The sequence below is a fragment of the Paractinoplanes rhizophilus genome (assembly GCF_042664765.1).
In the GTDB taxonomy this organism is placed as follows: Bacteria; Actinomycetota; Actinomycetes; order Mycobacteriales; family Micromonosporaceae; genus Actinoplanes; species Actinoplanes rhizophilus.
On record NZ_JBHTBJ010000034.1, the window covers coordinates 45,393 to 63,407 of the forward strand.

An 18,015-nucleotide genomic window follows, 5' to 3' on the forward strand; every position below is an offset into this window, starting at 1 on the left:
CACTCAGCGTAGAGGCGGCGGGCCAGCGCGAGATCATGGCAGAACCTCGTCCGGCGCACCGCCGCGTGCCGCCGGGACCGGAGCGGACGCTTCCGGCAGCTCCACTATGCGACCCGGCTGCCAGGGCCGCGACCAGCCACCCATGTCGAGCAATGCCGAGATCACCCCCGCCGTGAAGCCCCAGACCAGCAATCCGCGGACCTGGAAGGCGGGCCCGACCCAACCGCTGCGGTGTCGCACCCGGATACGGTTTTCCGGGTCGACCAGTTCATCGATCGGCAAACGGGCCACGTGCGCGACCTCGGCCGGCTGGTGCGGGCTCACCGGGTGCGGGCGGCGCCACCAGGCCAGCACCGGGGTCACCACGAACGAGCTGACCGGGATGAACAGGTCGGGCAGCAGGGCCAGCACCTGGGCACTGGCCGGTTCGAGCCCGACCTCCTCCCGCGCCTCGCGCAGCGCGGTGGCGACGGCGTCGGCGTCCTCGGGATCGGTGCCGCCGCCGGGGAAGGCCGGCTGGCCGGCGTGGTTTCGCATGGTGGCGGCCCGCTGGAGGATCAGCAGGTCGGGCCGGCCGGGGGTCTGTTCGCCGAGCAGCACCAGCACCGCGCTGGGCCGGCCGCCGCCGGCCGGCGGGCGCAACGGCGTGAAGTCTTCGGTACGGCAGGTGGCGACCCGGCTGAGCAGCGGGTCGAACCAGGACGGCAGATCGTCGGGGCGCGACAGCACCCGCCCCTGACTCACAGTTCCACCGTCACGCCGGTGTGCTCCTCGACCAGGTCGGTGAGCTTCGCCGCGTCGAGCGGAAGCCGGTTCACGTAGGTCTTGCCGGACGCGTCCATGAAGATCGTGATCGGCAGGTTGATCCCGGCGACCGCGTTGGCCAGCTTCTTGTCGGGATCGAACAGGGTGGGAAAGCGGACGCTCTTGGCCGCGGCGAACGAGGCGCCGGCGTCCCGGGTGTCGCCGGTGTCGACGCCGAGCACGGTGAGCTTGCCGGCCGCCTGGTCGGCGAGCTGTTGCATGACCGGCAGCTCACGGCGGCACGGGTCGCACCACGACGCCCAGAGATTGATAACCAGTGGGCCGGGGAGCGACCGCAGCGCGATCTGGTCGTTGCCGGTGAAGCAGGACAGCTCGACGTCGGGCAGGGTGGGCGCCGGCGGCGCGGGCCGGGTGGCGACGCCACTGCAATCGGCGAACGGCGACGGGGTGTCCTCCGATCGGGTCGCGGCGGTGCACCCCGCCGCGACAAGCGCGACGAGCGGCAGCGCCATGGCGGCGAAGCGGCACGACGGCCGAACCGCGGCAAAGCGACGCGACGCCCGAACCGCGGCGGAGCGGCGCAAGGGCCTCACGGCGCATCCGGTGCGGTGACGGCCGCGGCCGGGACCAGATCGGGGTCGACACCGGCGGCGATGGCGAGCTCGCGGGCGCGTGGCCCCTTGAGCAGTTTGGCCGCGGCGGCCGCCTCGGTCGGGCCGGTGCCGTAGGACGGGCACATGGTGGCCAGCGTGCAGGCGCCGCAGGCCGGCTTGCGGGCGTGGCAGACCCGCCGGCCGTGGAAGATCACCCGATGCGACAGCATGGTCCAGTCGCGTTTCTCGATCAGCTCGGCGACCTGGAACTCGATCTTTACCGGGTCGTCCTCGTCGACCCAGCCGAAGCGGTTGGTCAGCCGGCGGAAGTGGGTGTCGACCGTGATGCCGGGCACGCCGAACGCGTTGCCGAGGATCACGTTGGCCGTCTTGCGCCCGATGCCGGGGAGCTTGACCAGCTCGTCGAGCTTGGCGGGCAGGACGCCGTCGTACTTCTCCACCAGGACCTGACCCAGCTTCATCAGCGAGTCGGTCTTGGCCCGGAAGAAGCCGGTCGGGCGCAGCAGCTCCTCGAGCTGTCCGCGGTCGGCCCCGGCGTAGTCGGCGGCCGTCACGTATCGCTTGAAGAGGGTGGGCGTCACCTGGTTGACCCGGACGTCGGTGGTCTGGGCCGACAGGATGGTGGCGACCGCCAGCTCCAGCGGGGTGGTGAAGTCGAGCTCGCAATGCGCGTCAGGATGGGTCTCGGCGAGGACCTTGGCCATCTTGCGGGCGCGCCGCTTGCGCCCGATCGGCGTCTCGCTCGCGAATCTCTTGACCGACCGCACCACCAGAGTCACCGCTAAAGAGTACGTCGCGGGTACGACAGGAATCGTCACGCCGGTGGCTTGATCGATCCGTCCTTGCCGAGCACCGCCGCGGTGTCCCCGAAGTCCTCCTCGCTGAGCTGGGCGACCAGCTTCCGGCCCGTCTCCTTCGAGGCGTCCCGGGTCGGGAGGCCGACAGAGCTCATGTATGTCGACAGGAACTTCCCGCCCGCGTACGAGCCGTCCTTGCCCAGCGTGACGCGCAGGATCCCGCCGTACTTGAGCACGCCCTGGCTGGACAACGTCTTGCCGCCGCCGGCGAAGTTGCCGAGGCTGTACGCGATCAGCTTGCCCTGGTAGAACTCCATGCCCCGCAGCACGTGCGGGCTGTGCCCGACGACCAGGTCGGCGCCCGCGTCGATGACCGTGTGGCTGAACTTGATCGGGTCGCCCCGGTTCTCGCCGTAGAAGATCTCGTTGCCGGGCTTGACGTGCTGCATGGTCGCGCCCTCGGCGCCCATGTGCACCTGCACGATGACCAGGTCGGCCTGCTCCTTGGCCGCCCGGATGACGTCCTTCGAGTGCTCCAGGTCGTTGAGGTTGTTCGCTCCGGCGTACCCGGAAAAGCCCACCACCGCGACCTTGATCCCCTTGACCTCCACCACGGTGATCTCGTCCTTGTTGCCGGTGTATTTGATGCCGGCGTCGTCGAGCGCGGCGCGGGTGTTCACCGCGCCCTGCGACCCGAAGTCCTTGGTGTGGTTGTTCGCCAGGTTCACCAGCTGGAACCCGGCGTCCTTGAGGTGCTTGGCATAGCCGGGCGGCGACCGGAAGGCGAAGCAGTTCGGCCCGGGGGGCGAGCCGCACTTGGAGGTGCCGGTGTCGGTGGTGAGCGGCTGTTCGAGGTTGCCCATCACGAGATCCGACCGGAGGCCTTCCTTCACCGAGTCGAAGAAGCCGTCGCCGTCGTTGGGCGGCATCTTGTTCGGCGCGTTGCTCATCATGATGTCGCCGGTCGCCGAGACGGTGATCGTCTCGGGCGACGACGCCTCGGTCGCGGCGGACTCCACCGGCGCGGCGGCCGGCGACGAGGCCGTCGAACGGGCTGCCGCGGGCTCCTGCCATTGCGGCGCCGGACCCGCTCCACGATTGGCGAAGGCGACGCCGCCGGCGCCGACACCGGCGAGAACCGCCAGGACAATCGTGATAGTAAGGACAGGGCGCCCAAAAAGGCCCGGGCTGCGGGAGGAGGGGTGGGAATTCATCGACCGCGACGATACCTTCGGGATGCACCGCGGACGTTCCGTCGAATGGCTCGTTGTCGCGCCTGCGTGAGCGACAACAAACACGGCCCGTCACGGTCGGGGTGGTTACCCTGCAGTATCTGGATCAAGGGGTGCCTGCCCGATTCCCGCCCGCGTGCGCCTAGACTGATCGAGCGCAGGCGTTGCGCGTGTTCGGAGGTGCGGCATGGATGAGGTGCTGGCGCGGAGCGGGATCTTCCAGGGGGTCGACCCGGAGGCCGCCGAGGCGCTCGCCAAGGAGATGGACACGGTCGAGGTCCGCAAGGGCGACGTCCTGTTCAACGAGGGCGAGGCCGGTGACAGCCTGTATATCGTGCTGTCCGGCAAGATCAAGCTGGGACGGCGCGCGGCCGACGGCCGGCAGAACCTGGTCTCGATCATGGGCCCGTCCGACATGGTGGGCGAGCTGTCCCTGTTCGACCCGGGTCCCCGCACGGCGACCGCGACCGCGGTGACCGACGCCCGCATGGCCAGGCTCAAGAAGACGTCGCTCCGCCCGTGGCTGAACAATCGGCCCGAGATCGCCGAGCAGCTGCTTCGCGTGCTGGCTCGCCGCCTGCGCCGCACGAACGACGCGCTCGCCGACCTGATCTTCACCGACGTGCCCGGCCGGGTGGCGAAAAACCTGCTGCAGATGGCCGGCCGGTTCGGCACCCGCGACGGCGGTGTGTTGCGCGTCACGCACGACCTCACCCAGGAAGAGCTGGCCCAGCTGGTCGGCGCCTCGCGCGAGACGGTCAACAAGGCGCTGGCCGATTTCGCCTCGCGAGCCTGGCTGCGCCTGGACGGCAAGAGCGTCATCATCCTCGACCCGGAACGCCTGGCCCGGCGCGCGCGCGTCTAGCGAAAGCCCGTTCTCCGCGACCCAGGGCCCGGGGGCCGGCACGATCCCCGGAGCCTGGTTCGTCGCGGCAACCCCAGCCGCGACCGCGAGCAGGCCGCAGGTTTGGCTGCGCGCACGCCGTCCGCACGAGCGCACGTCCCGCCCCGCCCACGCTGTCCACAAAGCGGCCACGCCAACACCGTTCCACAGAATCGGCCGCCCGCAGGCCGTTCCCCCAAAGCGGCGAGCGCTCGTCGCCCCCACAAACGCCCTAAATACGCCTGAAAAGGCGACATAACGGTCGCATCCGGATCCGTGTCGCACCCGCTTGGCCGCTCGTTACGGAGGTGGTCGAGAGGCACCGGCGAACACGAGAGGGCGCGGCTTTGAACATGGTGGGGGGCGTACACCGCATCGGGGTCCCGACGTGACCGTGCTCGACACGGCCATCGACCCGCGGACCCCCGCCTACCTGGAGTGCCGCGGGGTCGCCATAGCGCGGCTCGCCCGGCTCGAGGCGGCGCTGGACGAGGCGCGGGCCGGCGGCGGCGAGAAGGCGGTGACCCGGCACCACGCCCGGGGCAAGCTGCTGCCGCGGGAACGCGTCGAGATGCTCCTCGACCAGGACAGCCCGTTCCTCGAGCTGTCGGCGGAGGCGGCGTGGGGCACCGAGTTCCCGATCGGCGCGGGCGTGGTCACCGGCGTGGGCGTGGTCGAGGGCGTCGAGTGCGTGATCATCGCGGTCGACCCGACCGTCCAGCGCAACGCGGTCGACCCGTACCCGCTCGAGAAGATCCGTCGCGCCGCGCGGATCGCCGCGGCCAACCGCCTGCCGCTGGTCAACCTGGTGGAGTCGCCCGGCGAGGCCAAGGGCGGCCGGCGCCGGTCCGGCGGCCTGGCGCGCGACCTGAGCCGGCTGGCCGCCGAACGGATCCCCACGGTCTGCGTCGTGTTCGGCCCGGTCAGCGGCGACGACGCCTACCTGCCGCAGCTCTCCGACTACACCATCCTGGTGCGCGGCCACGCCGGCGGCACCGGCCCGGCCGACCAACTGGCCGAGGACGAACGTGACGGACTGCGCCTGGCCCGCCAAAGCCTGCGCCGGCTCAACTGGCGCAAGCGCGGCCCGGGGCCGCGCACGTTCCCGCCCGAGCCGCCCAAGTACGACGCCGAGGATCTGCTCTCGCTGACCAAGGACGACGATCCGCGCGAGATCCTCGCCCGGGTCCTGGACGGCAGCGACTTCGACGAGTTCAAGCCGGCGCACGGCCCGGCGCTGGTGGCCGGCTGGGGCGAGCTGCACGGCTACCCGGTCGGCGTGCTGGCCGGCACCGGGGCGCCGCACGGCCCGGCCGAGGCGCAGAAGGCCATCCACTTCATCCAGCTCGCCAACGCCACCGACACCGCGCTGCTGTTCCTGGCCACGCGGTTCGGCTCGGCCGAGATCGAGGCGCTGACCCTGTCCTCGGTGCCGCACCTGGCGCTGGACACCGGCCGCGCCGGCGACCCCCGCTTCGTGTTCAGCTGGCCGGCCGACGAGCCGTCCGGCGGTGACGACGACGGTGTCATCGACCCCCGCGACACCCGTACCGTCCTCGGCCTCTGCCTTTCCGCCGCGCACAGCGCGGTCGTCGAGGGCGCCGGGCACGTCGGCGTGTTCCGACCCGGAAAGGTAGACCAGTGATCCGACGTCTCTTGGTGGCAGACCGTGGGGAGACCGCCCGCCGGGTGTTCGCCACCTGCCGCCTGGTCGGCATCGAGACGGTCGCCGTCTATTCCGACGCCGATTCCGACGCGCCGCACGTGGCCGAGGCCGACTACGCCGTACACCTGGACGGCGGGACAGCGGCGGTCTATCTGCGTGGTGATCTGATCATCACGGCCGCCCAGCGCACCGGCGCCAACGCCATCCACCCGGGCAACGGTCTGCTCGCCGAGGACGCCGACTTCGCGGCCGCGGTCGCCGACGCCGGGATGATCTGGGTGGGCGCGCCCGCCAAGACCCTGGGCGTGCTGCGCAGCAAGCGGGAGACCAAGGAGCTGGTGGCCGAGGCCCGGGTGCCGGTGCTGCCGACGTTCACCGAACCGGGCAAGGTCTCCGGCTACCCGGTGCTGATCAAGCCGGACACCGGCTCGGGCGGCGCCGGCATGCGGGTGGTGCGCGACGCGGCCACGCTCGCCGAGGCGATCGCCTCGACCCGGCGCGAGGCCGGCTGCGACGTGTTCTGCGAGCCGTACCTCGACGAGGTCCGGCACATCGAGATCCCGATCCTGGCCGACGAGCACGGCTCGGTCGTGCCGTTCGGCGAGCGCGAATGCTCGGTGCAGCGCCGTTACCAGCAGATCATCGAGGAGACGCCGTCGCCGGCGGTCGACCCGGCGCTGCGCGAGGAACTGTGCCGGGCCGCGATCATCGCGGTCCGGGCCATCGGGTACGTGGGCGCCGGCGCCGTGGAGTTCCTGCTCGACGCCGAGGGCGACTTCTGGTTCCTCGAGCTGACCCCGACGCTGCAGGCCGAGCACGCGGTCACCGAGTGCGTCTCCGGTTACGACCTGGTGCGGCTGCAGCTGCTGGTGGCCGAGGGCGGCGTGCTGCCGATGCCGGGCCCGCCGCCGATCCGGGGACACGCCATCGAGGTGCGCGTCTGCGCCGAGGATCCGGCGTACGCGTGGCTGCCCGCCTCCGGCACCCTGCACCGCTTCGCCGTGCCCGACGTGGCCGGCGCCTTCCGCCCGTTGCCGCAGCCCGGCCTGCGCCTGGACGCCGGGGTGGAGGACGGCTCGGTGATCGGCGTGCACCCCGACCCGACGCTGGCGAAGCTGATCGCCTGGGCGCCGACCCGGCAGGAGGCGGCGCGCATGCTGGCCTCCGCGCTGACCCGCACCCAGCTGCACGGGGTGGCCACCAACCGCGATCTGCTGGTCCGGGTCCTGCGGCATCACTCGTTCCGCACCGGGGACGTGGACACCGGCTTCCTCGATCGGCGCCCCGAGGTCTTCGCCCCGCTGTTGTCGGCGGTCGACGCCGTACGCATCAGTTGTCTGGCCGCGGCCCTGGCCGGCGCGGCCGCACGGCGCGCGACCGCGACGGTGCTCGGCTCGCTGCCCTCGGGCTGGCGCAATGTCCCGTCGGGGTCGCAGACCGCGGTGTACGACGGCCCGGCCGGCCCGGTCGAGGTGGGCTACCGGATGAACCGGCACGGCGAGCTGGCCGGCTGGTGGGTGCGCGCGGTCGACCCGGAGGAGCTCGACCTGGCCGGGCTGGGCCAGGCGCCCGTGGTCGACGACCATCCGGAGACGGTGGTGGTGGCGGCCGGCGACGAGCGGGTGGTGCTGGACGTCAACGGCATCCGGCTGACCTTCAACGTGCACCGGGTCGGCGAGGTCTCCTACGTGGACAGCCCGGAGGGTTCGGTGGCGCTACGCGAGCTGTCCCGATTCCCGCTGCCCGCGCCGGAGGCCGCCGAGGGCTCGCTGATCGCCCCGCTGCCCGGCGCGGTCCGGCGCGTGCTGGTCGTGCCCGGCCAGCGGGTACGCGCCGGCGAGCTGCTGCTCACGCTGGAGGCGATGAAGCTCGAGCACCCGGTGCACGCGCCGAGCGCGGGCGTGGTGGCCTCGCTGCCGGTGCACCCGGGCGCCGAGGTGGACACCGGGGAGCTGTTAGCGGTCCTGGATCCCGAGTAGGCCGAACAGCCACTTCTTCCTGGGTGCCTTCGCGTGGCGGACGGTCGGGGTCTCGTCGCCGTTCATCAGGCGCGGCGGCGGCACCCGGGAGTGGCCCGGGCCCTCGAGATCCATCTTGGTCAGCAGATCGCGCAGCTGCCCGGCGGTGGGCCGGGAGGCCGGGTCGTTGGCCATGCCGTAGCGCAGCAGCCGGGTCAGCTCGCCGGGCACCCCGGGCAGGTCGGGGATGGGCTGATGGAACAGGTCCATCAGGGTGATCAGGCTGGGGTTGCGATCGCCGTCCCAGCGCGGCGGGCGGCCGCGCATCACCGCGTACAGGGTCGCGCACAGCGCGTAGACGTCGACGGCGCCGGACGGGTTGTCGTGCCGGAACATCTCGGGCGGCGCGTACGCCGGGGTGAGCACCTCGAGGGTGACCGACGAGTCGCGCATCTCGCCCAGCACGGCCAGGCCGAAATCGGCGAGCACGGCCGAGTTGAACTGCGAGTACAGGATGTTGGCCGGTTTCACGTCGCGGTGCAGCACGCCGTTGGCGTGCGAATGCACCAGCGCATCGGCGATCTTGATGCCGAGGTCGCGCGCCTCGGCGGCGCTCAGCGGCGTGACCCGCATGCGGTCCAGGTAGGAGCCGTCGCAGAGCTCCATGATCAGGTACGGGTGCTGGTCGACCGTCACGCCCACGTCGAACAGGTCGACCACGTGCGGATGCGAGGACATCCGGCCCGCCGCCCGCGCCTCGCGCAGGAATCGGGCCTGGTCACGGTTGCTCTCCAGGCGGCGATTCTCCACCTTGATGGCGACCTCGCGACCCACCGAGTCCTGCATGGCGCGGTAGACCGTCGCGTAGCCGCCGCGCGCCATGACGGACAAGCCGGACATCCCCGGCACGTACGGCACGGGCAGGGGTCCCGGCGGCGTCTCCGTCATGCCACAGAACTTACGCCAGCACCCCGCGAGGTCATCCCGGCACGTCGGACGCGTACGCGACAGTTTCCAGCGGGCCCGCGGCGAGGGTGGCCCGCAGCTCCTCGGCCGCCGCGCGCTCGCTCGCCTGCTCGGTCGCGTAGGACAGCAGAACGGCCTGCTCGGCGGCCTGCCGCGCCTGCTCGCACCGGTCGGCCGCGGCCAGCACCCGGGCGTACGTCATCTCGGCCAGCACCCCGCTGCGCACGTCCTCCGACTTCGCCTCGCGGGCCCGCTCGATCCAGGTCAGCGCCTCGGTCACCCGGCCGTCGGCGAGCAGCGCCGACGAGTACGACGCCAGCGCGTGCCGCCGCGAGAACAGCAGCGACGGCGAGCCGGTGTCGCTGGCGATCGGGGCGAGCAGGCCGATCGCCGTCGCCGCGTCGCCCACCCGGATCCGCGCCTCGGCCAGCAGCACCCGCGGCCCGACCTGGGCCGGCGCCAGCGGGTTGTGCGGCTCGACCGCCGCCATCACCCGGCGCGCGTCGGCCTCGGCCAGCTCCAGGTCGCCACGCTGCAGGGCGACGAAGCCGCGCATCGTGCCGGCCATGCCCAGCAGCAGCGGGTGGCCGGTGCGGCCCGCGTACCCGAGGGCATCGCCGAGCAGGTCGAAGGAGTGATCCAGCTCGCCGAGGCCGCGGGCGATCGCGGCCCGGACGACCAGCGCCAGGCCCCGTCCCCAGTCGTCGCCGACCGCGTTGAAGTCCCGGTACGCCCGGCGCGCCTCGCCGTCGGCCTCGCCCAGCTCGCCCAGCTCGCTGGCCGCGTACGCCTCGACCGCCCGCAGCGTGCCGACCGCCCACGCCTCGCCGACCCGGTCGCCGAACGGCAGGAAGATCCGGGCCAGCCGGCGCGACTCCTGCAACCGGCCGGCCAGCAGCCGCGCGAACGCCGTGGTGCCCCGCAGCCAGGAGCGGCCGACCGGGTCACCGAGCTCGGCGAACAGGCGCGCGGCCCGGCCGAGCACGGCGTCGGTGCCGGCGAAGTCGCCCCGGGTGGTGGTCACCCAGGCCAGGTTTTGCAGGGCCCAGGCCTGACCGTGCCGGTCGCCCGCGGCCAAGGTCACCTGATAGGCCGCGGCGAACCGGCTGCTCGCCTGGCTCAGCCGGCCGGCCAGGAAGTCGGCCATGCCGAGGCGGCGCATCGCGTTGGCCCGCTCGGGCAGCAGCTCGGCCTCGGTCGCGACGTCGAGCGCCTCCTGCCAGGCCGCCACGGCCCGGCCGACGTCGCCCAGTGCCTCGTGCGCCCGGCCCACCACCAGCAGCGCCTCGGCCCGCGAGACCGGCTCGTCGCCGGCACTCTTGGCGATCTTCTCGCCGTGGGCCAGCGCCTCCTCGGCCCGGCCCAGGCGCAGCAGCGCGCGGGCGTGCACCAGCTGGTCGGGCAGCGGCAGCGGCTCCTTGACCAGCGCCGAGGCGCGCTCGGCGTACTCGATGGAGGCGGCCGGCTCGATGTTCGCCAGCGCGCGGCGGGCCAGCCGGCCGAGCGCCGCGACGCCGAGCGGGGCCACGTCGCGCACCGCGGCCTCCGGCCGCAGCCGCACCTGGTCGGCCAGCTCGACCGAGCACTCGGCGTGGGTGGCGACGAAGGCGTCCCGCTCGTTCTCGGTGAGGCTCAGCCGCGAGGCGCCGTCGTAGCCGAGCCGGTCGATCGTCTCGGGCGCGGCCCAGGTGGCCAGGTAGGCATGCCGGTCGGCGAGGTCGGCCTTGCCGATGCCGGCGTACGCCCCCTCGCGCATCAGCGGGGTGGTGAACGCGTACCCGCCGCGCACCCGGTGCAGCATGCGGCGCTGGAGCAGCTCGTCGATCGAGCGCTCGAGCTCGACCGCGGCCACCGCGCCGGGCCGCGCGTCGGTGCCGGCCCGCCTCTCCCGCAGCGCCTCGATCACCCCGGTCGGCACGGTGTCGCCGACCACGGCCGCGTCCCGCAGCACCGCGCGCGGCTCGGGCGGCAGCGCGTCGATGCGCGCGGCGAGCACCGCGGCGAGGTCGCGGGAGAGCAGCTGGCTGCCGGTGGTCTGGTTGCCCAGCGAGCTGCCGAGCGAGCCGTCGGCGAGCTGCCATCGGCCGACCGCGTTCGCGCCGACCGCCGGGGTCAGCGCGCCGCGCTCCATCAGCAGCGTCACCATCTCGGCCAGGTAGAACGGGTTGCCCTGGGCGGTGGCGAGCAGGCGGTCGGTGTCGGGCTGGGGCAGCTTGCCGCCGTTGAGGTACGACGTCAGCAGCCGGGACGCGTCGGCGCCGCGCAGCGGGGGAAGCGTGTAGACCTCGGCGTCGGCGAGCCGGGTCAGCGCGCCGGCCGTGCGCACCAGCTCGGGCCGGCCCAGCAGCAGCACCACGACCGGGCCCTCGAGCTGCGACAGGGTGCTGCCCAGCGCGTCCACCGTCGACGCGGTGGCGTCGTGCAGGTCGTCCACGATGACCACCAGCGGCGCCTCGGCGGCGAGCGCCGAGAGCAGCTCAGCCACGGCCGCCGACACCGCGTCGGCGTCCTGGCGGGTGGTGGCCGGCTGCCAGTCGGCGCCGGTGGCCGGGCCGACCGGGTTGGCCGGCGCCTCGCCGTACCCGAGCAGGGCCAGCAGCCGGTCGATGTCGATCCGGGCGGCGGCCTCGCTTTCCCGGCTCAGCCGGTGGGCCAGCTTGCGCAGCCGTTCCTCGACCACCGTGCGGCCGACCGTGGCCACCACGTCCTTCGGCAGGCCGACCGACTTGCGGACCAGGTCGGCCAAGGGCGCGAAGCGGCGGCGCTCGCCGAACGCGCGGCAGCGCACGCGCAGCACCCGGGCCCCGGCGGCGGCCGAATACCGGCCGCCCGCGCCCACGTCGTAGCCGGCCGCGAGCCGTTTGACCTCGCCGGCGAAGCGCGACTTGCCGATGCCGGCCTCGGCGGTCATCACCATGACCCGCGGCGTGTCCGAGTCGATCGCCTCGGCGAGCCGGCCGGCGACCCGGCCCAGCTCGGTCTCGCGCCCGACGAACGGCGCCTCGTCGCCGAGGCCGGAGCGAGTGCCGGGGGCGTCGTGCAGGCCGAGCAGCTCGAACGCGGGCACCGGCTCGCGCTTGCCCTTGAGCCGCAGCGGGCGCAGTTGGCGCCAGGAAGCGACGTGCCGCGTGCCGGCGCTGGTGCGCGATCCCGCGTAGACCGCGCCCAGCGCGGCCGCATCGGCGAGCCGGGCCGCCGTGTTGACGGTGTCGCCGATGACCGTGTACTCGATGCCCGCCTGGATGCCCGCCACCACATCGCCGGTGTTGAGCCCGATACGCAAGCCGAGCGGGGCGCCGCCGCCCCGCTCGTCGTCCAGCACGCGGCGGACCGCGCGCTGCATGCTCAAGGCCGCGCGCACGGCCCGCTCGGCGTCGTCCTCATGCGCCACCGGGGCGCCGAAGACGGCCATGATGCCGTCGCCGGTCAGCTTGTCGACGTGGCCGCCGAACGTCTTGACCGCGCCGGCCAGGGCGGCGAGCACCCGGTCGGTCACCGCGCCGACGCGCTCGGGATCGAGGTCCTCCGACCAGGACGTGAAATCGGACAGGTCTCCGAAGAGCACGGTCACGATGCGTCGCTCGGCGGCGGGCAGCGTGGCCGCGGCCGGGAGGGCGGCGCCGCAGTTGTGGCAGAAGCGGGCGCCGGGGACGGCGACGGTTCCACACACCGGACAGGTCACAGCCGATCCAACCCGTCGGCCCTTGTTCCTGATTCCCGATTTTTGTGATGGAGATAATCCAGCTGCGCTTTGGCACTGAAGATCGCCGCAAACCGCACGGCCGGGTCGATCTCCGGATAAACGAGGTCAACGACCTCTTCCGGGGTCTCCGCGCCGCGCGCCATCGCGTCTTCCACCTGGGCGAGCCGCTCCCGCCGGTGATCGAGATAACCCCGCGCGAGGGCGGCCACGTCGTTCTGCGCCGGGCCGTGGCCCGGCAACATCAAGACATTTTCGTACGCCGTGAGCACGGTCAAACTGTCGAGGTAGGACCCAAGATCGCCATCGGGGGCCGCCACCACGGTCGAGCCCCGTCCGAGGATCGTGTCGCCCGTGAGCATGGCTCGGACATTCCCGGACTCGACCAGGAAACACACCGAATCGGCGGTGTGCCCCGGAGTGTCGAGGATGCGGATGGTCAAGCCATCGCTGTCGAACGGCGCCGTCTCGATCGGCGTGCCGCCCAGCATCTCGGACAGCCGCGGCGCGCCCTCGACGTGGTCGTGGTGACCGTGCGTAATCATGATGGCGCGGAACGGCCCGTGCTCGGCGACCCGGCGGAGGTGGCCCTCGTCGAGCGGGCCCGGATCGATCACGAAGCCGAGCTCCTCGCCCGGCGCGCGCAGCACCCAGGTGTTGGTGCCGTCGAGCGTCATCGGACCCGGGTTCGGGGCGCGGAGCAGCGTCACCCAGCCCGGCAGGCCGTCGAGCGAAGCTCCCCCCATGCGCGAAATCGTACGTCGCGCATGGGGGTTGCGCCGAGGACCGGATGTGCGATCTCAGCCGCCGCTCAGGTGACTGTGCGCAACTTTCTGCCCTTTTTTACTAACCCGGCGAGCTTTTACGAGCCCCGCCGTTACGCGACCTCGACGATGGCCTCGACCTCGACCGGGGCGCCCAGCGGGAGCTCGGCCACGCCGACGGCGCTGCGCGCGTGCCGGCCCTGCTCGCCGAAGACCTCGCCGAAGAGGTTGGACGCGCCGTTGACGACGGCGGGCTGGCCGGTGAAGCCGGGCGCCGACGCCACGAAACCGGACACCTTCACGATCTTGACGACCCGGCCCAGGCCGACCAGCGCCTCGACCGCGGCCAGCACGTTCACCGCGCAGGTGCGGGCCAGCTCGGCGCCCTGCTCCGCGGTGACCTCGGCGCCGACCTTGCCGGTGAGCGGCAGCTTGCCGTCGACCAGGGGCAGCTGACCCGAGACGTACACGTGATCGCCGGACTGAACGGCCGGGAGATAGGCAGCCAGCGGGGGCACCACGGGCGGCAAAGTGATGCCGAGCTCGGCCAGCTTGGCGTAGGCGTCGACGCCGCCCTCCCCGGCGACCGGGGTGGTCACGGCTTCGGCCGCTTCATGTAAGCGATCAGCTGCTCCGGGTTGGGACCGGGAACGACCTGGACGAGCTCCCAGCCGTCCTCGCCCCAGTTGTCGAGGATCTGCTTGGTCGCGTGGACCAGCAGGGGCACGGTCACGTACTCCCACTTCTGCATCCCTGCATACTCCCTAATCGTCGGCTACCGGGTCAGCTTAGGGCCCGCGCCAGGTCCCGCTTGGCTAGGCTGACGCCAAGCGCTCGTAGCGGAGATCTTGGAGGGCGACATGACGCACCCGCAGGGCGGCCACCCGGGTCATCCGGAGCCCGTGCCGGTGCCCTCGCCCGACCCCGAGCCGCCGCAGCCGATCCCGCCCGACGACCCGATCCCGCCCGAACCGCCGCACGCGTTCGGCGCCCCTTTTGTTCCTGCTGATCCGGTTCCTACCGCCTTTGTTTCCGCCGCGGCCGACCCGACCGCGTCATTCATCGACGCGTCGCCGGACCCGCACGCGAGGCAGTGGCCGCCGGCCGGCACGTTCGCCGACGAGGCACCGACCGCCTCCATGCCGGCGGTCGCGCCCTCGCTGGTGGCCGAGCACACCCAGGTGATTCCGGCCACTACGCCATGGCACGCCGCGCACGAGGCGCCGGGGCAGTGGCAGACCCGGCCGCCGGAGTCCATGGGCTGGCACGCCGCCTCGCACGGCCACGCCGCCTCGCCCTACTCCGCGCCCGGCCACGCCGTCTCGCCCGACTCCGCGCCCGGCCAGGAGCCGGAGCCGATCTGGTCGGGGCCGCAACAACCCTGGCAGGCGCCGCCCGCCCCGGCCAAGGGCAAGCGCGGCGGCCTCTGGGTCTCCCTCGCGCTCGCCGCCACCCTGTTGCTCTGCGCCGGGGGGGCCACCTCGGCGTATCTGCTGCTCCGCGACGCCGACAACCCCGGCTCGCCCGACCCGGCGACCGCGGTCGACCGCTTCCTGACCGCGGTCTACACCCAGCGGGACGCGACCGCCGCCGACGACCTGGTCTGCCGGCAGGCGCGCGATCGGAACAAGCTCGCCGACCGGGTCGATGAGATCCGGGCGTACTCCGAGGGGTACCAGAACCCGGTCTACCGCTGGGACGAGCCGGCCGTGTCCAGCTCCGACGCCGACCGGGCGCGGGTCTCGGTGCGGATCACCATGTCCACCGGCGACGAGAAGACGGCCGGGCAAGACCTCGAGTTCACCGTGATCCGCAAGACGGGCTGGCTGGTCTGCGAGGTGTCCGGCTGACGACCCGCCGTACCGTTGTGGGCATGGGCGAGCACGTCAACAGCAGATGGCCGGCGCGGCTGCACGTCGTGACCGGCAAGGGCGGCACCGGCAAGACCACGGTGGCCGCCGCGCTGGCGCTCGGGCTGGCCGCGGGCGGGCGGCGCACGCTGCTGGTCGAGGTGGAGGGCCGGCAGGGCATCGCCCAGCTGTTCGAGGTGGCGCCGCTGCCGTACAAGGAGCTCCGGATCGCTCAGGTGCCCGGCGGCGGCGAGGTGCGCGCGCTGGCCGTGGACGCCGAGGAGGCCCTGCTGGAATACCTCGACATGTTCTACCACCTGGGCGCGGCCGGCCGGGCCCTGCGCAAGGTGGGCGCCATCGACTTCGCCACCACGATCGCGCCCGGCCTGCGCGACGTCCTGCTCACCGGCAAGGTGAAGGAGTCGACCACCCGGTCGCACGACGGCCGCCGGGTCTACGACGCCGTGGTGCTCGACGCCCCGCCCACCGGCCGGATCGGCCGGTTCCTCAACGTCACGGCCGAAACGGCCAAGCTCACCAAGATGGGCCCGATCAAGACGCAGAGCGAGGGCGTCGCGTCGCTGCTGCGCTCCCCGATCACCGCGGTGCACGTGGTCACCCTGCTCGAGGAGATGCCGGTGCAGGAGACCCTGGACGCGATCGCCGAGCTGCGGGCGCTGAACATCTCACTCGGCCGGATCATCGTCAACGGCGCCCGCCCGGCGCTGCTCACCGCCGGCAAGGTGACCAAGGCCGAGCTCAAGCGCGGCCTGGCCGACGCGGGCCTGCCGACCGAGGCGGCGACGGTCAACGGCCTGGCCGCCGAGGCGAAGGCATACCTGACCCGGCGCGAGCTCGAGGAAACGCTGCGCGGCGAGCTGGCCGAGGCCGGGCGCCCGACGATCGAGCTTCCGCTGCTGCCCGGCGGCGCCGACCGCGCCGGCCTGGACGAGCTCGCACGCGAACTGATGCGGGCCTGACCGTGATTAACCTGGAGTAGTGGTGGCACAACCTCTCGACGTCGACCGTCTCCTCGCGGATCCGGCCATCCGGATCGTCGTGTGCTGCGGCGCCGGCGGGGTGGGCAAGACCACCACCGCCGCCGCGCTCGGGCTGCGCGCTTCCGAGGTGCACGGCCGCCGCACCGTCGTGCTCACCATCGACCCGGCCCGCCGGCTGGCCCAGTCGATGGGCCTCAGCGAGCTCGACAACACCCCGCGCCAGGTCAAGGGCATCGACGCCGAGAACGGCGGCGAGCTGCACGCCATGATGCTCGACATGAAGCGCACCTTCGACGAGGTGGTGCAGCAGCACACCACCCCGCAGCGTGCCGCCGAGATCTTCGCGAACCCGTTCTACCAGGCCATGAGCTCCACCTTCGCCGGCACGCAGGAGTACATGGCGATGGAGAAGCTGGGCCAGCTGCGCGCCACCGACGAGTGGGATCTGATCGTGGTGGACACCCCGCCGTCCCGCTCGGCGCTCGACTTCCTGGACGCGCCGGCCCGCCTGTCCCGCTTCCTCGACGGCCGCATGCTGCGCTTGCTGCTCGCCCCGGCGCGCTCCGGCAAGAGCATGTTCAGCCTGGTCACGGCGTCGTTCGGGCTGTTCTCCCGCACCGTGCAAAAGGTCCTCGGCGCCCAGCTGCTGACCGATCTGTCGGGCTTCGTGGCGGCGCTCGACTCGATGTTCGGCGGATTCCGGCAGCGCGCCGATGAGACGTACCGGATCCTGCAAGACCCGCAGACCGCGTTCCTGCTGGTCGCCGCGCCGGAGCGGGACGCGGTCCGGGAGGCCGCGTATTTCGCGGAGCGACTTGTCGCGGAGCGGATGCCGCTCGCCGGCCTGGTCCTCAACCGGATGCACCGCTCGGACATCTCGTCCCTGCCGGCCGCCGACAGCATCGCCGCGGCCGACGCGCTGCCGCCGGAGCACGCCATGACGGCGGACGCGTTGCGCATCCACGCCGCCCTGATGCAGCAGATCGAGCGGGAGGTCGGCGTGGCCGCCACCTTCACCGACGCGTTCCCCGACGTTCCGGCCGCCTCGATCACGGCACAGCCCGCCGACGTCCACGACGTCGACGGGCTGCGAACGATCGGCGCTCTGCTGGCCGGCTCCGCTTCGCTCCGCGGGCAATCGCCCCTGCGGGGCCGATGACTCTGCTAGCTGGCTCCGCTTCGCTCCGCGGGCGATCGCCCCTCCGGGGCCGATGTGCGGGGCGATCGCGTGATCAGCGGGTCGGGACGAGGACCTTGTCGGCGCTCTTCTCCTTCAGCGCGGCCTCGAACATCTTCCGCCAGCTCGCCACCTGCGGGTGGCGACGCAGCAGAGCACGCCGCTCCCGTTCCGTCATGCCGCCCCACACACCGAACTCGATCCGGTTGTCCAGGGCATCGGCGAGGCATTCATAGCGAACCGGGCAGCTGCGGCAAATCCTCTTCGCCACGTTCTGCTCGGCGCCCTGCACGAACAGCGCGTCAGGGTCGCCACTCTGACACGCCGCCATGCTGGGCCAGTCGCTGATCATCCCCATCTGTACACGTCCCCCCTTGCGGTTCACCCCCTGACGTCCACCCTGCCTATGTCCCCCAAGCAGTGCAGACGTCGTGCGACAGCTCGCCGGACCATCATGCTCCGTAGTCGGGTGATTACGCAACGTTGTCCCTCAAATACCCATAGCTCGGGTGTACCGGGGCTTTTCGGAAGTCATCGGATCCGAGAAGGGGCAGCGCGGAGTGCCCGGGTAGTAGCACAATCAATCTGGGCGACCCGTGGGCTTCTCGACGGGCGATCGCGTGTGCCCTTCGCGTACCCTGC

16 protein-coding genes are annotated in these 18,015 nt (G+C 72.5%); 6 read left to right on the top strand and 10 right to left on the bottom strand.

Going from position 1 to position 18,015, the window contains the following annotated elements; genetic code table 11:
- Positions 1-33 precede the first annotated feature (33 nt).
- From ACFQS1_RS31605 to ACFQS1_RS31620, 4 genes are all read right to left on the bottom strand, one after another.
- Positions 34-744 carry an NUDIX hydrolase gene (locus tag ACFQS1_RS31605; protein ID WP_378975485.1) on the bottom strand — a complete coding sequence of 237 codons (711 nt, stop codon included), beginning with the start codon at positions 742-744 and terminating at the stop codon, positions 34-36.
- On the bottom strand, positions 741-1,277 hold the full coding sequence (locus tag ACFQS1_RS31610; RefSeq protein WP_378975487.1) for a TlpA family protein disulfide reductase: 537 nt from the start codon (positions 1,275-1,277) through the stop codon (positions 741-743). The genes ACFQS1_RS31605 and ACFQS1_RS31610 overlap by 4 nt, the downstream gene beginning before the upstream one ends.
- Before the next feature lie 77 nt (positions 1,278-1,354).
- A complete protein-coding gene (gene nth / locus ACFQS1_RS31615) occupies positions 1,355-2,149 on the bottom strand; it encodes an endonuclease III (RefSeq protein ID WP_378975563.1) in 795 nt (264 codons plus the stop codon).
- A 44-nt stretch (positions 2,150-2,193) separates the two neighbouring features.
- Positions 2,194-3,390, bottom strand: coding sequence for a CapA family protein (locus ACFQS1_RS31620; RefSeq protein WP_378975489.1), 1,197 nt, complete (start codon positions 3,388-3,390; stop codon positions 2,194-2,196).
- Between the two features lie 205 nt (positions 3,391-3,595).
- Here ACFQS1_RS31620 and ACFQS1_RS31625 point away from each other — a divergent pair, with 205 nt between their 5' ends.
- The 3 genes from ACFQS1_RS31625 to ACFQS1_RS31635 all read left to right on the top strand — a co-directional run bounded on the left by ACFQS1_RS31625 (position 3,596) and on the right by ACFQS1_RS31635 (position 7,936).
- Positions 3,596-4,273, top strand: coding sequence for a Crp/Fnr family transcriptional regulator (locus tag ACFQS1_RS31625; RefSeq protein WP_203078383.1), 678 nt, complete (start codon positions 3,596-3,598; stop codon positions 4,271-4,273).
- Positions 4,274-4,679: 406 nt separating this feature from the next.
- Entirely contained in the window at positions 4,680-5,936 is a 1,257-nt protein-coding gene (locus ACFQS1_RS31630; RefSeq protein WP_378975491.1) for a carboxyl transferase domain-containing protein, read from the top strand.
- The gene (locus ACFQS1_RS31635) at positions 5,933-7,936 is read left to right on the top strand and encodes an ATP-binding protein (RefSeq protein ID WP_378975493.1); all 2,004 of its coding nucleotides are present in this window, start codon (positions 5,933-5,935) and stop codon (positions 7,934-7,936) included. Before ACFQS1_RS31630 ends, ACFQS1_RS31635 begins: the two co-directional genes overlap by 4 nt.
- Here ACFQS1_RS31635 and ACFQS1_RS31640 read toward each other — a convergent pair.
- The 5 genes from ACFQS1_RS31640 to ACFQS1_RS31660 form a co-directional block, all read right to left on the bottom strand.
- Positions 7,913-8,863, bottom strand: a complete 951-nt coding sequence (locus tag ACFQS1_RS31640; RefSeq protein WP_378975495.1) for a serine/threonine-protein kinase — start codon at positions 8,861-8,863, stop codon at positions 7,913-7,915. The genes ACFQS1_RS31635 and ACFQS1_RS31640 overlap by 24 nt on opposite strands.
- Before the next feature lie 31 nt (positions 8,864-8,894).
- Complete coding sequence (locus ACFQS1_RS31645) at positions 8,895-12,563, bottom strand: adenylate/guanylate cyclase domain-containing protein (RefSeq protein WP_378975497.1); 3,669 nt, start codon at positions 12,561-12,563, stop codon at positions 8,895-8,897.
- Positions 12,560-13,327, bottom strand: coding sequence for an MBL fold metallo-hydrolase (locus tag ACFQS1_RS31650; protein WP_378975499.1), 768 nt, complete (start codon positions 13,325-13,327; stop codon positions 12,560-12,562). The genes ACFQS1_RS31645 and ACFQS1_RS31650 overlap by 4 nt, the downstream gene beginning before the upstream one ends.
- Before the next feature lie 131 nt (positions 13,328-13,458).
- Complete coding sequence (locus ACFQS1_RS31655) at positions 13,459-13,944, bottom strand: RidA family protein (RefSeq protein ID WP_378975501.1); 486 nt, start codon at positions 13,942-13,944, stop codon at positions 13,459-13,461.
- Positions 13,941-14,096: a DUF4177 domain-containing protein gene (locus ACFQS1_RS31660; RefSeq protein ID WP_378975503.1), complete on the bottom strand. Its 156-nt coding sequence runs from the start codon at positions 14,094-14,096 to the stop codon at positions 13,941-13,943. Before ACFQS1_RS31660 ends, ACFQS1_RS31655 begins: the two co-directional genes overlap by 4 nt.
- Before the next feature lie 109 nt (positions 14,097-14,205).
- Here ACFQS1_RS31660 and ACFQS1_RS31665 point away from each other — a divergent pair, with 109 nt between their 5' ends.
- Genes ACFQS1_RS31665 through bagB form a run of 3 tightly spaced genes read left to right on the top strand, consistent with a single transcriptional unit; the run spans position 14,206 to position 17,355 of the window.
- On the top strand, positions 14,206-15,195 hold the full coding sequence (locus tag ACFQS1_RS31665; RefSeq protein WP_378975505.1) for an Rv0361 family membrane protein: 990 nt from the start codon (positions 14,206-14,208) through the stop codon (positions 15,193-15,195).
- A gap of 23 nt (positions 15,196-15,218) precedes the next feature.
- A complete protein-coding gene (bagA, locus tag ACFQS1_RS31670) occupies positions 15,219-16,175 on the top strand; it encodes an ATPase BagA (protein WP_378975507.1) in 957 nt (318 codons plus the stop codon).
- A gap of 19 nt (positions 16,176-16,194) precedes the next feature.
- Positions 16,195-17,355: an ArsA family ATPase gene (gene bagB / locus ACFQS1_RS31675; RefSeq protein WP_378975509.1), complete on the top strand. Its 1,161-nt coding sequence runs from the start codon at positions 16,195-16,197 to the stop codon at positions 17,353-17,355.
- A 73-nt stretch (positions 17,356-17,428) separates the two neighbouring features.
- Here bagB and ACFQS1_RS31680 read toward each other — a convergent pair whose 3' ends face one another.
- Complete coding sequence (locus ACFQS1_RS31680) at positions 17,429-17,731, bottom strand: WhiB family transcriptional regulator (protein WP_378975511.1); 303 nt, start codon at positions 17,729-17,731, stop codon at positions 17,429-17,431.
- Between the last annotated feature and the right edge of the window lie 284 nt (positions 17,732-18,015).

Bases quoted from the DNA above. Each gene is read 5' to 3' on its own strand.
- ACFQS1_RS31610 (WP_378975487.1), bottom strand. From the start codon at position 1,277: ATGGCGCTGCCGCTCGTCGCGCTTGTCGCGGCGGGGTGCACCGCCGCG.
- ACFQS1_RS31665 (WP_378975505.1), top strand. From the start codon at position 14,206: ATGACGCACCCGCAGGGCGGCCACCCGGGTCATCCGGAGCCCGTGCCG.
- ACFQS1_RS31680 (WP_378975511.1), bottom strand. From the start codon at position 17,731: ATGGGGATGATCAGCGACTGGCCCAGCATGGCGGCGTGTCAGAGTGGC.
- bagA (WP_378975507.1), top strand. From the start codon at position 15,219: ATGGGCGAGCACGTCAACAGCAGATGGCCGGCGCGGCTGCACGTCGTG.
- ACFQS1_RS31650 (WP_378975499.1), bottom strand. From the start codon at position 13,327: ATGGGGGGAGCTTCGCTCGACGGCCTGCCGGGCTGGGTGACGCTGCTC.
- ACFQS1_RS31620 (WP_378975489.1), bottom strand. From the start codon at position 3,390: ATGAATTCCCACCCCTCCTCCCGCAGCCCGGGCCTTTTTGGGCGCCCT.
- ACFQS1_RS31625 (WP_203078383.1), top strand. From the start codon at position 3,596: ATGGATGAGGTGCTGGCGCGGAGCGGGATCTTCCAGGGGGTCGACCCG.
- ACFQS1_RS31640 (WP_378975495.1), bottom strand. From the start codon at position 8,863: ATGACGGAGACGCCGCCGGGACCCCTGCCCGTGCCGTACGTGCCGGGG.
- ACFQS1_RS31660 (WP_378975503.1), bottom strand. From the start codon at position 14,096: ATGCAGAAGTGGGAGTACGTGACCGTGCCCCTGCTGGTCCACGCGACC.